This window comes from Citrobacter sp. Cb080, from assembly GCF_030334745.1.
Lineage (GTDB): Bacteria > Pseudomonadota > Gammaproteobacteria > Enterobacterales > Enterobacteriaceae > Citrobacter > Citrobacter braakii.
In genome coordinates, this window is the sequence record NZ_JAOWDG010000030.1 from 257456 (window position 1) to 273168 (window position 15713).

Annotated in this window: 11 protein-coding genes and 1 pseudogene; 8 read left to right on the forward strand and 4 right to left on the reverse strand. The window is 51.1% G+C overall.

All coding sequences use genetic code 11. The features are described from left to right. Positions 1-54 precede the first annotated feature (54 nt). Positions 55-927, forward strand: coding sequence for a DNA-binding transcriptional regulator YeiE (gene yieE, locus OGV38_RS06260; protein WP_047500977.1), 873 nt, complete (start codon positions 55-57; stop codon positions 925-927). 203 nt (positions 928-1130) lie between these two features. Then, complete coding sequence (gene lysP / locus OGV38_RS06265; protein ID WP_016153724.1) at positions 1131-2600, forward strand: lysine-specific permease; 1470 nt, start codon at positions 1131-1133, stop codon at positions 2598-2600. Positions 2601-2665: 65 nt separating this feature from the next. Here the strand turns inward: lysP and OGV38_RS06270 are convergent, their stop codons facing one another. Both OGV38_RS06270 and fghA read right to left on the reverse strand, forming a co-directional pair. Beyond that, a complete protein-coding gene (locus OGV38_RS06270) occupies positions 2666-4651 on the reverse strand; it encodes a ligand-gated channel protein (RefSeq protein ID WP_016156980.1) in 1986 nt (661 codons plus the stop codon). Positions 4652-4999: 348 nt separating this feature from the next. After that, a complete protein-coding gene (gene fghA / locus OGV38_RS06275; RefSeq protein ID WP_269517347.1) occupies positions 5000-5836 on the reverse strand; it encodes an S-formylglutathione hydrolase in 837 nt (278 codons plus the stop codon). Positions 5837-6157: 321 nt separating this feature from the next. Here fghA and folE point away from each other — a divergent pair, with 321 nt between their 5' ends. From folE to mglC, 6 genes are all read left to right on the forward strand, one after another. Continuing rightward, positions 6158-6826, forward strand: a complete 669-nt coding sequence (folE, locus tag OGV38_RS06280) for a GTP cyclohydrolase I FolE (protein WP_286473061.1) — start codon at positions 6158-6160, stop codon at positions 6824-6826. Positions 6827-6840: 14 nt separating this feature from the next. Further along, positions 6841-7998, forward strand: coding sequence for a DUF418 domain-containing protein YeiB (gene yeiB / locus OGV38_RS06285; protein ID WP_047500983.1), 1158 nt, complete (start codon positions 6841-6843; stop codon positions 7996-7998). A 144-nt stretch (positions 7999-8142) separates the two neighbouring features. Beyond that, complete coding sequence (galS, locus tag OGV38_RS06290; protein ID WP_269517346.1) at positions 8143-9168, forward strand: HTH-type transcriptional regulator GalS; 1026 nt, start codon at positions 8143-8145, stop codon at positions 9166-9168. Positions 9169-9461: 293 nt separating this feature from the next. Next, positions 9462-10460, forward strand: a complete 999-nt coding sequence (gene mglB, locus OGV38_RS06295; RefSeq protein ID WP_286473063.1) for a galactose/glucose ABC transporter substrate-binding protein MglB — start codon at positions 9462-9464, stop codon at positions 10458-10460. Between the two features lie 71 nt (positions 10461-10531). Beyond that, on the forward strand, positions 10532-12052 hold the full coding sequence (mglA, locus tag OGV38_RS06300) for a galactose/methyl galactoside ABC transporter ATP-binding protein MglA (protein ID WP_016153718.1): 1521 nt from the start codon (positions 10532-10534) through the stop codon (positions 12050-12052). 15 nt (positions 12053-12067) lie between these two features. Further along, positions 12068-13078: a galactose/methyl galactoside ABC transporter permease MglC gene (gene mglC / locus OGV38_RS06305; RefSeq protein WP_003027393.1), complete on the forward strand. Its 1011-nt coding sequence runs from the start codon at positions 12068-12070 to the stop codon at positions 13076-13078. A gap of 57 nt (positions 13079-13135) precedes the next feature. Here the strand turns inward: mglC and preA are convergent, their stop codons facing one another. After that, positions 13136-14371 (reverse strand): NAD-dependent dihydropyrimidine dehydrogenase subunit PreA, encoded by a 1236-nt coding sequence (preA, locus tag OGV38_RS06310; RefSeq protein ID WP_016153717.1) that lies wholly within the window; start codon positions 14369-14371, stop codon positions 13136-13138. Beyond that, positions 14365-15607: pseudogene (locus OGV38_RS06315) on the reverse strand (NAD(P)-dependent oxidoreductase). The gene preA and the pseudogene OGV38_RS06315 overlap by 7 nt, the downstream one beginning before the upstream one ends. Positions 15608-15713 lie beyond the last annotated feature (106 nt).

Below are 15713 nucleotides of genomic sequence, written 5' to 3' on the forward strand. Positions count from 1 at the left end.
CTGCAACTCGAATTATTTAGGGTATAAGTAACGGCTATCCGGTGGAAAACGACTATGCATATCACCCTGCGACAACTTGAAGTGTTTGCTGAGGTACTAAAAAGCGGCTCAACGACCCAGGCATCTGTCATGCTGGCATTGTCGCAGTCGGCGGTGAGTGCGGCGCTTACCGATCTGGAAGGGCAACTTGGCGTGCAACTGTTTGACCGTGTCGGCAAACGGCTGGTGGTTAACGAACACGGACGCTTGCTTTATCCGCGCGCGCTGGCGTTACTTGAGCAAACCACCGAAATCGAACAGCTTTTTCGCAAAGATAATGGCGCCATTCGGGTCTATGCCAGTAGCACCATCGGTAATTATATTCTGCCCGCCATGATCGCCCGTTATCGCCAGGACTTCCCCGATTTACCGCTGGAGCTTAGCGTGGGCAACAGCCAGGACGTGATCAATGCGGTGCTGGATTTTCGGGTAGACATCGGGCTGATAGAAGGGCCGTGTCACAGTACGGAAATCATCTCTGAACCGTGGCTGGAGGACGAACTGGTGGTGTTTGCCGCACCGTCGTCACCGCTCACAAAGGGGCCCATTACGCTGGAACAGCTGGCTGCTTCGCCGTGGATCCTGCGTGAGCGAGGATCGGGTACGCGTGAACTGGTGGATTACCTGCTGTTGTCTCATCTGCCAAGATTTCAGATGGCGATGGAGTTGGGGAACTCCGAGGCCATTAAGCATGCGGTGCGCCATGGTCTCGGGATCAGCTGTTTGTCGCGTCGGGTCATTGCGGAGCAGTTACAGGCAGGGACGCTGAGCGAAGTTACCGTGCCACTGCCGCGTTTAGTGCGCACTCTCTGGCGCGTTCATCACCGGCAAAAACATATCTCCAATGCCATTACGCGTTTTTTATATTACAGCGACCAGGTTGAGTAGGGCGAATAGCGCGCTAACTCTCGTCAGGTCACCCTATCCATAATGGCTGTTACGTCTTAACCGCCTTGTGCCGCCCGTTTTCTGCTTTACTTATAATCCGCGGCCAGTCATGAAGGTCTCTTATAACAGCGCATTTGTGCCGGAAGAATGCCATTTCGTCTGCTACAATCGCGCCTCATTTTTTGGATGGATAGCATTTTCACATGGTTTCCGAAACTAAAACCACAGAAGCGCCCACGCTACGTCGTGAACTGAAGGCGCGTCACCTGACGATGATTGCCATTGGAGGTTCCATCGGTACAGGTCTTTTCGTTGCATCTGGTGCAACTATTTCTGCGGCGGGTCCTGGCGGCGCGTTGTTCTCTTATATACTGATCGGTCTGATGGTGTACTTCCTGATGACCAGCCTCGGTGAACTGGCTGCCTATATGCCGGTTTCCGGCTCGTTCTCCACTTACGGTCAAAACTACGTAGAAGAAGGCTTTGGCTTCGCGCTGGGCTGGAACTACTGGTACAACTGGGCGGTAACGATTGCCGTTGACCTGGTGGCCGCACAGCTGGTGATGAGTTGGTGGTTCCCGGACACGCCGGGCTGGATCTGGAGCGCACTGTTCCTCGGCGTTATCTTCCTGCTGAACTACATTTCCGTTCGCGGATTTGGTGAAGCGGAATACTGGTTCTCGCTGATCAAAGTCACCACTGTAATTATCTTCATCGTGGTTGGCGTGATGATGATTTTCGGTATCTTCAAAGGCACTCAGCCAGTGGGCTGGAGCAACTGGACGACCGGTGATGCACCGTTTGCCGGGGGTTTTGCCGCTATGATTGGCGTGGCGATGATCGTCGGCTTCTCCTTCCAGGGAACTGAGCTGATCGGTATCGCGGCAGGCGAATCTGAAGATCCTGAAAAGAACATTCCACGTGCGGTGCGTCAGGTGTTTTGGCGAATCCTGCTGTTCTATGTGTTCGCGATTTTGATTATCAGCCTGATTATCCCGTACACCGATCCGAGCCTGCTGCGCAACGATGTGAAAGACATCAGCGTTAGCCCGTTCACGTTGGTATTCCAGCATGCGGGTCTGCTGTCAGCCGCTGCAGTAATGAACGCGGTTATCCTGACGGCGGTACTGTCAGCGGGTAACTCCGGGATGTATGCCTCCACGCGTATGCTTTACACCCTGGCATGCGACGGTAAAGCACCGCGTATTTTCGGCAAACTGTCTCGTGGCGGTGTTCCGCGTAACGCGCTGTATGCGACGACTGTGGTGGCGGGGCTGTGTTTCCTGACCTCGATGTTTGGTAACCAGACCGTGTACCTCTGGCTGCTGAACACCTCCGGGATGACGGGCTTTATCGCCTGGCTGGGGATCGCTATTAGCCACTATCGTTTCCGTCGCGGTTATGTGTTGCAGGGTCACGATGTGAAGGATCTGCCGTACCGTTCTGGCTTCTTCCCACTGGGTCCGATCTTCGCCTTTGTGCTGTGCCTGATTATCACTCTGGGCCAGAACTACGAAGCGTTCCTGAAAGATAGCATTGACTGGGGCGGCGTGATGGCAACCTATATCGGTATCCCGCTGTTCCTGATTATCTGGTTTGGCTATAAGCTGGCGAAAGGAACTCATTTTGTTCGCTACAGCGAAATGAAATTCCCGGATCGCGTGAAGAAATAACAGTATAAAAAGCATAACAAAAACCCCGGCATGATGAGTGCCGGGGTTTTTTTATTGCGCCAGACTTAGAAACTGTAAGTCAGGCCAACCGTGTAACGACGACCATCGAGAACAGTGTCGTAGGTATCGTAATCGATTTGCTTATCCAGCACGTTATACACGCCAGCGGTCATCAGCAGATCTTTGTTAGCATAATAGCGTAAACCAACATCGACCTGAGTATAGGACGGGGTGCCCTGCGCCATGGAGGTACGGCTCAGGTATTCAGACGTTTTCCCGCGCAGATTCAGACGGCTCCAGAAACCGAGATCCTGCGTGGCCTGCCAGTCCAGCGTGGTGTTGAACATATGCTTTGGCATTTTGTTCAATGGCTGACCGGAGAACTGACCGCTTTTCTGTTCAGATTCCGTGTAAGTGTAGTTCGCCGTCCAGTTGATGTCGGAAGTCATCTTCCAGCCGAAAGTGGATTCTACGCCGCGCATATTGGCTTTATCGACGTTAACGCGATCGCTGACGAAGTCATAGTGGGTATTGCCGATGGTACAGGCCGGATCGGAGCTGCTGTTACAGCGGCGCACTTCGGTGATTTTGTCTTTGAAGTCAGTATTGAACAGCGTGACGCCCGCGTTGAGATCGTTGCCGTTATCCCACAGTAAACCGATCTCTTCGCTGAGGCTTTTCTCCGGCTTCAGGTCCGGGTTGCCGACAATGATTCCGTTCAGTCTACCGCCGCCGGTGACCTGTCCCCAACTGGCAGACGACTGGCGCAGATCCGGTGCGCGATAGCCCGCTGAAACGCCGCCTTTTAAGGTCCATTGATCGCTCAGATGCCATACGCCATAACCGCGCGGCGTCCAGTTGTCGCCGTAGTTTTCATCTTTATCCATACGCAGACCGCCAGTCAGCGTGAAGGTATCGGTAACGGCCCACTCATCTTCAGCAAACAGCGCCCAGCTCCAGCGGGTCAGTTTGTTCAGTCCATCAGCAGCTTGCAGCTGGTTGCCGTTATCACTCAGTTTTTCATAACGGTATTGCCCGCCCAACGTCAGGGTGTGCGCCCCAAGGAAGACCTGGTTCTGGTTATTGAAAATCGTGTTGTAGGACTTCATCTGGCGACCTGGGTTTTCGGTCTCTTCCTGCTGGACATAGCTGGTGGAGTTGAAGTCGTCGTAATAACCGCTGTGGGTTAGTGAATACGTTGTGTGCACATACTTGTTTTCGCTTTTACTGTTGGGCTTGCAGCTTCCGTTGCGGCAGCTTTCCTCGGCCATGGATTTGCCTGGCGTACTGTCGCGATCCTGCAGTTCACGTGCGTAATCGAAGTCGATGTCATTTTTATCATCTGGCGTAAAGTTCAGGGTTAAGCCCCCGTTACGCATACGCTGTTCATTGTAGCCATTGAGGATTTTGTCCTCTGCCCGATGAGAGAATAATCCGGTCACTTTTGCGCCGAGTAATCCGTCAATCAGTGGCCCAGACGCATAGGCGTTGGTCTGATAAATATCGCCGGAGTCTCTGTCTTCCTGGAAAGTGGCATCGCCGTGCAGAGAGCCGGTCCAGGCTTTGGTATTCGACACTTTCTTGGTGATGACGTTGATGACGCCGCCCATCGCATCGGAGCCGTACAGAGATGACATTGGGCCACGGATTACCTCGATACGCTCGATGGATTCCAGCGGCGGCAGCCAACCTTGCTCAATACCTGAGTTGTCGCTGTTAGGACGTGTGCCGCGTGTGCTGATGCGTTTACCGTTGACCAGGAAGAGCGTGTATTGCGAAGCCATACCACGAATACTGATATCGCTGCTGCTACCCCCGCCGGTGACGACGACGCCAGGGACGTCTTTTAGCGCATCGGTAACATCGCGATAGGCTTTGTCCTCAATCTGCTGCTTGGTAATAACAGATATCGAAGCGGGAGCGTCCTGAATTTTCTGTTCGAAGCCGGTGGCGGTAACTACCACGGTGTCTTGTTCAGCGGCATGCCCGAGTGATGGGAGACTGGCGACGCATACTGCGGCAGCTACAGCCTTAACGTGAGGTATAGTCATTTGTATCATTCCATTTAAATGAATTTACCCGGCATACTTCAAGTTGCAGATGCGTGGCTACGCGCGTTCATACAACTCGAATTATTTAGGGTAACGATCAGCGCGTCATGTGAAAGGCCATGACAATTGTATGTATTTGTCTTTTAAGGACTCTTTTCAGTAAAGAAGCGAATGGATTGTACAAAAGTATGAATGTTTGTAAACACAAATGATAATCGAAATCATTTGTGTTTGATCTTGTTTTGAGGGTAATGCTTTTTAAATCAATAGGATAGTGGAGAAAGAAAAAAGGAGAAAAAGTGAAGGAATGATGGAGAAATGAAGAGGGCTGGCGCCCTCACTCAGGCGTTACTTCAACAAATACTGGGCGTGGAAGCGCAGGTGATCCTCAATAAACGACGCAATAAAGTAATAGCTATGGTCGTAACCTGGCTGGATGCGTAGCGTCATTGGCCATGCGGTTTGACGGGCCGTTTCGGCCAGCACCGCGGGTTGCAGCTGATCGGCGAGAAACTGATCGCTGTCTCCCTGATCAATAAGCGTCGGAATCGCGTCTGCGGGCTTGCTGGCCAACATTAACTCGCAGCTGTCCCACGCGGCCCACCGTGATTTATCATCACCCAGATATGCGCTAAAAGCCTTCTCCCCCCACGGAACGCGGCAAGGATTTACGATCGGTGCAAAGGCGGAAATGCTGGTGTATTTCCCGGGATTTTTCAGCGCCATAATCAATGCGCCGTGACCGCCCATGGAGTGTCCACTGATGGCGCAGCGATCGCTGACGTTAAACTGCGATTGAATCAGTGCCGGCAGCTCATCACGCAGATAGTCATACATGCGAAAATGCGTTGCCCATGGCTGTTGGGTGGCATTGAGGTAAAATCCCGCCCCCTGGCCTAAATCGTAGCCATCATCATTGGCAACCAGTTCGCCGCGCGGACTGGTGTCCGGCATCACCAGTACAATGCCCAGCTCAGCCGCGATGCGTTGTGCGCCGGCTTTAGTCGTGAAGTTTTCATCATTGCATGTCAGACCCGACAGCCAGTACAGCACCGGAGGCGGGGTGTTATCGCGCGGGGGAGGAAGAAAAATACTGAAGGTCATGGTGCAATTTAACGTGGCGGAGTCGTGACGCCAGCGTTGCTGCCAGCCTTCAAAACAGCGGTGCTCTTCAAGCATTTCCATGCGGGGCTCCTTGTTGTGTTGAACCTGAATATGTTTGCGAACTCACCATAATACAGATTATTCATGGCACTGTGAGCAACTTTCACTTCCGCATTGAGCAAACATACTTCATCATCTATATAACTTTACATTAACACTCGACGTCGCCGGGTAGAACGACAAGTGAAATCGCTACGCTGAAAGGCTGTGCCAATTTCAATAATTATCGCGGTGAATACTGGATTATGTGCGCCGCCTCACGCACAATGTTCTGGCTGTGATACAGCCTAAAAACTTTGCCCCATGCAGGGCAGAGGCGCCCCACCTGCAGGAGAAGAAGAAATGTCATCACTCAGTAAAGAAGCGGCCCTGGTTCATGAAGCGCTGGTCGCGCGTGGTCTTGAAACGCCACTACGCCCGCCCGTGCAAGAGATGGATAGCGAAACGCGCAAACGTCTTATCTCGGGCCATATGACCGAGATTATGCAGTTGCTCAATCTCGATTTGAGCGATGACAGTTTGATGGAAACTCCGCATCGCATTGCGAAAATGTATGTCGATGAGATTTTCTCCGGCCTCGACTACGCCAACTTCCCGAAAATTACCGTCATTGAAAACAAAATGAAGGTGGACGAGATGGTCACGGTCCGCGATATCACGCTGACCAGCACCTGCGAACACCACTTTGTTACTATCGATGGCAAAGCGACGGTGGCGTATATCCCAAAAGATTCGGTTATTGGTCTGTCGAAGATTAACCGCATTGTGCAGTTTTTCGCACAGCGTCCGCAGGTACAGGAACGTCTCACCCAGCAAATTCTCACCGCGCTGCAAACGCTGCTCGGGACGAATAATGTGGCGGTGTCGATTGATGCGGTACATTACTGTGTGAAAGCGCGTGGCATTCGCGATGCGACCAGTGCGACGACGACCACTTCTCTTGGCGGATTGTTTAAGTCCAGCCAGAATACGCGTCAGGAATTCCTGCGCGCAGTACGTCATCACAACTGATTAGGGCAGGGACCATGGAGCGTAATGTCACGCTGGATTTTATTCGTGGCGTCGCCATTCTTGGTATCCTGCTTCTCAATATTAGCGCCTTTGGCTTGCCAAAGGCGGCATACCTCAATCCCGCGTGGTATGGCAACATCACCTTATCCGACGCCTGGACCTGGGCGCTGCTCGATCTCTTTGCGCAGGTAAAATTCCTCACGCTGTTTGCGCTGCTGTTCGGTGCCGGTCTGCAAATGCTGCTCCCGCGCGGTAAACGCTGGATCCAGTCGCGGCTTACGCTGCTGGTTCTATTGGGTTTTATTCACGGTTTGCTCTTCTGGGATGGCGATATCCTGCTGGCATATGGCTTAATCGGCCTGATTTGTTGGCGGTTGATCCGTGATGCGCCGTCGGTAAAAAGCTTATTTAACACCGGCGTACTGCTTTATCTGGTGGGCGTTGGCGTATTGCTGCTGCTGGGGGTAATCTCCGGGAGTGAAACCAGTCGTGCCTGGACGCCGGATGCCTCAGCGTTGCTGTATGAAAAATACTGGAAAATAAACGGTGGAATGGAAGCCGTCAGCAATCGCGTGGATATGATGTCCAATAGCTTGCTGGCTCTGGGCGCACAGTACGGCTGGCAACTGGCGGGGATGATGCTGCTCGGCGCGGCATTGATGCGCAGCGGTTGGTTAAAAGGGCAGTACAGCTTACAGCATTACCGACGCACCGGTGTACTGCTGGTCATTCTCGGGATGGCGATTAACCTGCCTGCTATCGTCGCACAGTGGCATCTGGACTGGGCATATCGCTGGTGTGCCTTCTTGCTACAAGCCCCGCGAGAGCTGGGCGCGCCGTTGCAAACCATCGGTTACGCCGCGCTGATGTTCGGCTTCTGGCCGCAGCTTAGCCGCTTAAAATGGGTCATTGCCATCGCCTGTGTGGGGCGCATGGCATTAACTAACTATCTGTTACAAACCTTAATCTGCACCACGCTGTTTTACCAGGTCGGCTTATTTATGAAATTTGACCGACTGGAGCTGCTGTATTTCGTCATTCCGGTTTGGGCCGTTAACCTACTTTTCTCCGTCATATGGCTACGTTTTTACCGCCAGGGCCCGGTGGAATGGCTGTGGCGTCAATTAACCCTGCGTGCTGCGGGGACATCATTGCCGCGTACATCCAGATAACGATCTGGATCACATTCATTAACAAAACGGATGTAAGCGCTTTCATTCCTGTGACATCTCTCACGCAGTGCGTTTCATTGTGCTGACAAAATACCCAGCCTGGGGTATCTGCGGGCAACCGCAATCTAAAACAGGGCAGTGAATATGATCACCATACGTGATGTGGCACGACAGTCTGGCGTTTCTGTAGCGACCGTTTCCCGCGTACTGAACAACAGTGCGCTGGTGAGTCCCGATACGCGTGAAGCGGTAATGAAGGCAGTTACTCTGCTGGGCTATCGACCTAATGCCAACGCGCAAGCGCTGGCGACGCAGGTGAGCGACACGATTGGTGTTGTGGTCATGGATGTATCAGACGCCTTTTTTGGCGCGCTGGTAAAAGCCGTGGATATGGTTGCCCAGCAGCATCAGAAATATGTCCTGATTGGCAACAGCTACCATGAGGCTGAAAAAGAACGTCATGCCATTGAGGTGTTGATTCGTCAGCGCTGTAACGCACTGATTGTACACTCTAAAGCACTGAGCGATCGGGAACTCGCCGAGTTTATGGATCAGACCCCCGGCATGGTGCTGATCAACCGTCTGGTGCCGGGTTACGCCCACCGCTGCGTCTGTCTGGATAACATCAGCGGTGCCAAAATGGCGACCCGAATGCTGCTGAATAATGGTCATCAACGCATCGGTTATCTGGCGTCAAGCCATCGCATTGAAGATGACACCATGCGCAAAGAAGGGTGGTTAACAGCCCTGAAAGAGCAGGGGATTGTTGCGGCAGAAAGTTGGGTCGGCACCGGTTCGCCCGATATGCAGGGCGGAGAGTCTGCGATGGTAGAACTGCTGGGACGTAACTTACAACTGACGGCAGTTTTCGCCTATAACGACAATATGGCTGCCGGCGCGCTGACCGCGCTAAAAGACAACGGCATCGCTATTCCATTACACCTTTCTATCATTGGCTTTGATGATATTCCTATCGCGCGTTACACCGATCCGCAACTGACCACCGTACGCTATCCCATTGCCTCCATGGCAAAAATGGCGACGGAGCTTGCGCTACAGGGGGCTGCAGGCACGTTAGACCCGGAGGCGACGCATTGCTTTATGCCGACGCTGGTGCGTCGTCATTCAGTGGCGCTTCGGCAGAATGCGGCACCGATCACTAACTCATAACGTTGCGCGATGTAACCGCTTTCAATATGTGAGTAAATTCACAGTATATTAACAATGCGATAGCTATGATGACACTGTTTGTTGCGCTGTAACTACTATGTAACGGTGAATAATCACTTTCACCGAGGTAAAGGTGCCTTAAACAAAAATTAAAGCCTGTTTTTGGAGCGTTGCCAGACACGGAAGAAATATTTTTTAAAAGTGAGCTTCGGCGTTCAGTAACACTTCAGTAACGTTCTGCCTGCCGAGCATTTATCTCAAGTACTACCCTGCATAATAAAACCGGAGATACCATGAATAAGAAGGTGTTGACCCTGTCTGCTGTAATGGCAAGCATGTTATTCGGCGCGGCTGCGCACGCTGCTGATACCCGCATTGGTGTGACTATCTATAAGTATGACGATAACTTTATGTCTGTAGTACGTAAGGCTATTGAAAAAGATGCCAAAGCGGCGCCAGATGTACAGCTGCTAATGAATGACTCGCAAAACGACCAGTCCAAACAAAACGACCAGATCGACGTGCTGCTGGCAAAAGGCGTTAAGGCACTGGCGATTAACTTGGTTGACCCGGCAGCGGCAGGCACGGTCATTGAAAAGGCACGCGGGCAGAACGTACCGATCGTGTTCTTTAACAAAGAACCTTCTCATAAGGCGCTGGACAGCTATGACAAAGCGTTTTACGTCGGTACCGACTCTAAAGAGTCCGGTATTATTCAGGGTGATTTGATCGCCAAACACTGGGCAGCGAACCCGAACTGGGACCTGAACAAAGACGGCAAAATTCAGTTTGTTCTGCTGAAAGGCGAACCGGGACACCCGGACGCTGAAGCACGTACCACTTACGTGATTAAAGAGCTGAACGATAAAGGCATTAAAACTGAGCAACTGCAGTTAGATACTGCAATGTGGGATACCGCCCAGGCAAAAGATAAAATGGATGCGTGGATGTCCGGTCCGAACGCCAACAAAATCGAAGTGGTTATCGCAAACAACGATGCGATGGCAATGGGCGCAGTTGAAGCGCTGAAAGCGCACAACAAAACCAGCGTACCGGTATTTGGTGTGGATGCGCTGCCTGAAGCGCTGGCTCTGGTGAAATCTGGCGCAATGGCTGGTACCGTGCTGAACGACGCCAACAACCAGGCGAAAGCCACCTTCGATCTGGCGAAAAACCTGGCTGACGGCAAAGGTGCGGCAGATGGCACTAACTGGAAAATTGAGAACAAAATTGTTCGCGTTCCGTATGTAGGTGTCGATAAAGATAATCTGGCAGAGTTTACCAATAAGTAAATACTCCGTCTTTGGGCGCAATGTCATTGCGCCCTTAATAACGCACTCTGCAAGGCCAACAAGGTATAATTATGGTCAGCACACATACTCAGTCGTCAGGCGAATACTTGTTGGAAATGACCGGCATCAACAAGTCCTTCCCCGGCGTTAAGGCTCTTGATAATGTCAATTTAAAAGTCCGCCCACATTCCATTCATGCCTTAATGGGGGAGAATGGCGCGGGGAAATCAACATTATTGAAATGTCTTTTCGGTATCTATCAAAAAGATTCCGGTAGTATTTTATTTCAGGGTAAAGAAATCGATTTTCATTCTGCTAAAGAAGCGCTTGAAAATGGTATTTCGATGGTACACCAGGAATTAAACCTGGTATTACAACGTTCTGTGATGGATAACATGTGGCTGGGACGCTATCCCACCAAAGGCATGTTTGTCGATCAGGACAAAATGTACCGCGATACCAAAGCGATATTTGATGAGCTGGATATTGATATCGATCCGCGTGCGCGCGTTGGTACATTATCCGTTTCTCAAATGCAGATGATTGAAATTGCAAAAGCGTTCTCCTATGACGCAAAAATCGTCATCATGGATGAGCCAACGTCATCGTTAACCGAGAAAGAAGTTAATCATCTGTTTACCATTATCCGTAAGCTGAAAGAGCGTGGATGCGGTATTGTTTATATTTCTCACAAGATGGAAGAAATCTTCCAGCTATGCGATGAAATTACCGTGCTGCGCGATGGCCAGTGGATTGCGACCCAGCCGCTGGAAGGGCTGGATATGGATAAGATCATCTCCATGATGGTCGGCCGTTCACTGAACCAACGTTTTCCGGATAAAGAAAACAAACCCGGTGAAGTCATTCTGCAAGTACGTAACCTGACCTCGCTGCGTCAGCCGTCGATTCGTGATATCTCGTTTGATTTGCACAAAGGGGAAATTCTCGGGATTGCCGGGCTGGTCGGCGCAAAACGTACTGATATCGTTGAAACGCTTTTTGGTATTCGTGAGAAATCATCGGGTACGATTACGCTACACGGCAAAAAGATTAATAACCACAGCGCAAATGAGGCCATTAACCATGGTTTTGCACTGGTCACGGAAGAGCGCCGCTCAACCGGTATTTACGCGTATCTGGATATTGGTTTTAACTCGTTAATCTCCAATATCCAAAACTATAAAAACAAAGTTGGTCTGCTGGATAATTCCCGCATGAAGAGTGATACCCAGTGGGTAATTGACTCAATGAGGGTGAAAACGCCGGGCCATCGTACACAAATCGGTTCACTGTCCGGTGGTAATCAGCAAAAGGTGGTTATTGGTCGCTGGTTATTAACGCAGCCAGAAATCCTGATGTTAGATGAACCCACGCGTGGTATCGATGTTGGCGCGAAATTTGAAATTTATCAGTTGATTGCCGAACTCGCGAAAAAGGATAAGGGGATTATTATTATTTCCTCTGAAATGCCGGAGCTGCTAGGTATTACCGATCGTATTCTGGTGATGAGCAATGGTCTCGTTGCCGGAATTGTTGACACTAAAACAACAACGCAAAACGAAATCCTCCGTCTTGCGTCTTTGCACCTTTAAGATTAGGGGCTCCTCATGAGTGCGTTAAATAAGAAAAGTTTTCTTACTTATCTGAAAGAAGGCGGAATTTACGTTGTTCTTTTGGTTTTGCTGGCGATTATTATTTTCCAGGATCCCACTTTCTTAAGCTTACTGAACCTGAGTAATATTCTGACGCAATCCTCGGTGCGTATTATTATCGCATTGGGCGTGGCCGGGCTGATTGTTACCCAAGGGACAGACCTGTCGGCAGGACGTCAGGTCGGCCTGGCGGCAGTCGTGGCGGCAACCTTGCTACAGTCGATGGAGAACGCCAACAAGGTGTTCCCGGAAATGGCTACAATGCCAATCATCGTAGTGGTGCTGATTGTTTGCGTGATTGGCGCCATTATCGGTCTGGTGAACGGTATTATCATTGCTTATCTGAATGTGACGCCGTTTATTACTACCCTGGGTACGATGATCATCGTTTACGGGATTAACTCCCTGTACTACGACTTTGTCGGCGCATCACCAATTTCTGGCTTTGACAGCGGATTCTCCACCTTCGCGCAGGGCTTTATTGCGCTGGGTAGTTTCCGCCTCTCCTACATCACCTTCTATGCGCTGATTGCGGTGGCGTTTGTCTGGGTGCTGTGGAACAAGACCCGCTTCGGTAAAAACATTTTCGCCATCGGCGGAAACCCTGAAGCCGCGAAAGTGTCCGGGGTCAACGTTGCGCTGAACCTGCTGATCATCTATGCGTTGTCTGGCGTGTTTTATGCCTTCGGTGGTTTGCTCGAAGCCGGGCGTATCGGCTCGGCGACTAACAACCTCGGCTTTATGTATGAGCTGGATGCGATTGCGGCGTGCGTGGTTGGCGGCGTGTCGTTCAGCGGCGGGGTCGGGACCGTGTTTGGCGTGGTGACCGGTGTGATTATCTTCACCGTCATCAACTACGGTCTGACTTACATTGGCGTGAACCCATACTGGCAGTACATTATCAAGGGCGGCATTATCATCTTTGCGGTCGCGCTGGACTCACTGAAGTACGCGCGTAAGAAGTAATCGTATACCGCAAAAAGCCCGGTGCAGCGTAATCTGTACCGGGCTTTTTTGTCAGCGTTACAACGTTAACGCATGCTCTTTCTCACCGGGTTTAAATTTCACTTCACCCAGCTCAATACAGGCTACCGGACAAACGTGACCACACAACAGGCATCCCACACATTTTTCTGTGTTGCAATGCGGTGTGCGGGTTTCCTCATTCCATTCCATCGCCTGATGTCCGCCGTCATAACAGGAGATGTAGCAGCGGCCACAGCCAACGCATTTATCAAGATGAATGTTCGGGTAGACGATGTAGCTACGGTCAAGATCCTCCGCGGGGATGATATTGGCATTGGCAAGACCAACCATCTCCTCCAGTGAGTCAAACCCTTGATCGGCGAGGTAATGTGACAGCCCGCTGGTCATGTCCTCCACAATCCGGTAGCCATACTGCATGATCCCGGTGGTCACCTGCAGCGTGGCCGCGCCTAACAGTAAAAACTCGGCGGCATCTTCCCAGGTCTCAATTCCCCCGATGCCGCTGATCGGGAAATCGCGCAGTTCAGGGTGCATGCGCAGTTGTTGGATAAATCGCAAAGCAATAGGTTTAACGGCCTTGCCGGAGTAGCCGGAAATACTGGATTTACCGTTGACGACCGGCATCCCGATTTTTCGGTTCAGGTCGATATTCGTGATGGATTTAACCGTATTGATGGTCGCGATACCGTCGGCACCTCCGTGTTTTGCTGCCAGAGCCACCTCACACATATCACCAATGTTCGGTGTCATTTTCGCCAGCATCGGCAGGGACGAGCCGCGTTTAACGGCCCGACAATACTTTTCAACCAGCTCAGGGCTTTGCCCGACATCGCTACCCATGGCATGTGAGGTCATTTGCGGGCACGAGAAGTTACACTCGATCATGTCGGCACCCGCGTCTTCAACCAGGCGGGCCAGTTCCTGCCATTGCTGCTCATTTTCCCCCATAATCGACGCAATCAGGACTTTGTCCGGGTAGTCCTGTTTCAGTCGACGAATTGCGGCCAGATTCTCCTCCAGCGGATGCTCGGCAATTTGTTCCATGTTTTTGAAGCCAATAAAGCCGGTATCTTCTTTGGTGAGATGGTCAAAACGTGGGGAGACTTCATTAGCAATAAAGAACCCGATCGTTTTAAAAACAATGCCACCCCAGCCGCTATCATAGGCTTTGGCGCACATTTCATAGCAGTTGCCCACCGGAGAGGAAGAGAGGCAGAACGGGTTGGGGAATTTGACGCCGCAAAAAGTAATAGAAAGATCTTTCGTTAACATGAGCAAGCTCCCTCTAAATAGTGATGAATGGCCTGAGCGGCTTCTTTTCCCGTTTTCACGGCGTAAACAACGGTTTTATCACCTTTAACAATATCGCCCGCAGCAAACAGAGCCGGATCGGCGGTTTGATAATTGTGCGTATCGATAAGATTGCGCTGTGGCTTTAACGCGGCGAAATTATCAAGCTGAGCATGTTGGCCGACGGCGAGAATAATCTGTTCGGCTTCAAGCGTGAGTTCTCCAGGCTGACGTACGTGCTTAAAGGTGACTCGATTTCCGCTAACCGCCACGGGCGTGAAGCCGTCAATTATCGACACCCCTAAAGCCTGTGTACTGCTGAATTCTTTGTCGCTGGCCGGGAAGTCGGCGAGTTCTTCACGCGCGACACAGGTGACTGACGGGCAGCCCAGCAGTTTCAACGTACTGGCGACATCCATCGCCACGTCGCCACCGCCGATGATTAATGCACTTTGTGCGACGGTAATATCGCCGTTGGATTGCCGGGCTCGTTGCAGAAAATCGACGGCGATTTCGACGTGATTCGCCCTCTCAAACAGAGATAACGTTGAACCGTAAGACATCCCTACGGTAACCAGTACGGCGCGGTATTCTGCTTTGAGTTGCTCAACGGAAAGGGCATTGCCGACTTCACAATTGCACTTGATGGTCACGCCCATTTCAACGATACGGGCAGTTTCAAGATCCAAAACTGCTTGCGGCAGACGAAACTCTGGAATGCCATAACGCAACCAGCCACCTGGCTGGGCCTGTTTTTCGAAGATTGTCACATCATAACCAAGATTACTTAGCGTTACGCTGGCCTGTAACCCTGCCGGACCCGCCCCGATGATAGCTACCTTGCCGAGCGTTTTTGTTGCTGGCTGATAGATTTTCATTGCGGTCTGCTGTTCAAAATCGGTAATAAAGCGCTGCAGACGTGCAATATCGATAGGTTTATCAATTCCTGAGCGCGTACATCCGCGCTGGCATAATTTTTCGGTTGGGCAAACCCGGGCGCACACCGCACCGAGCGCATTATTTTCGCGGATAGTTTCGGCCGCGCCTTTAAAATTACGAAAATAAATAGAACGAATAAATTTCCCTGGGTCTGTTTGCGCCGGGCAATCATGACTACAGGGGGGCGTCGTGACATAATAAACAGCGGGAAGCCTCTTTTATTGCTAATAATGGGGTAAAAGCAGGCGTGAGCTCATCCAGATAATTTTGTTGTGGCATATTTTCTTCCTTAATGCTTGAGTAAATTAAGGCAAACCGTTAATAACAAAATATAAAAAGTGAAGGCTATTCTTAAGGCTAAGCACTGCAGGAAGAGTATTCTGTG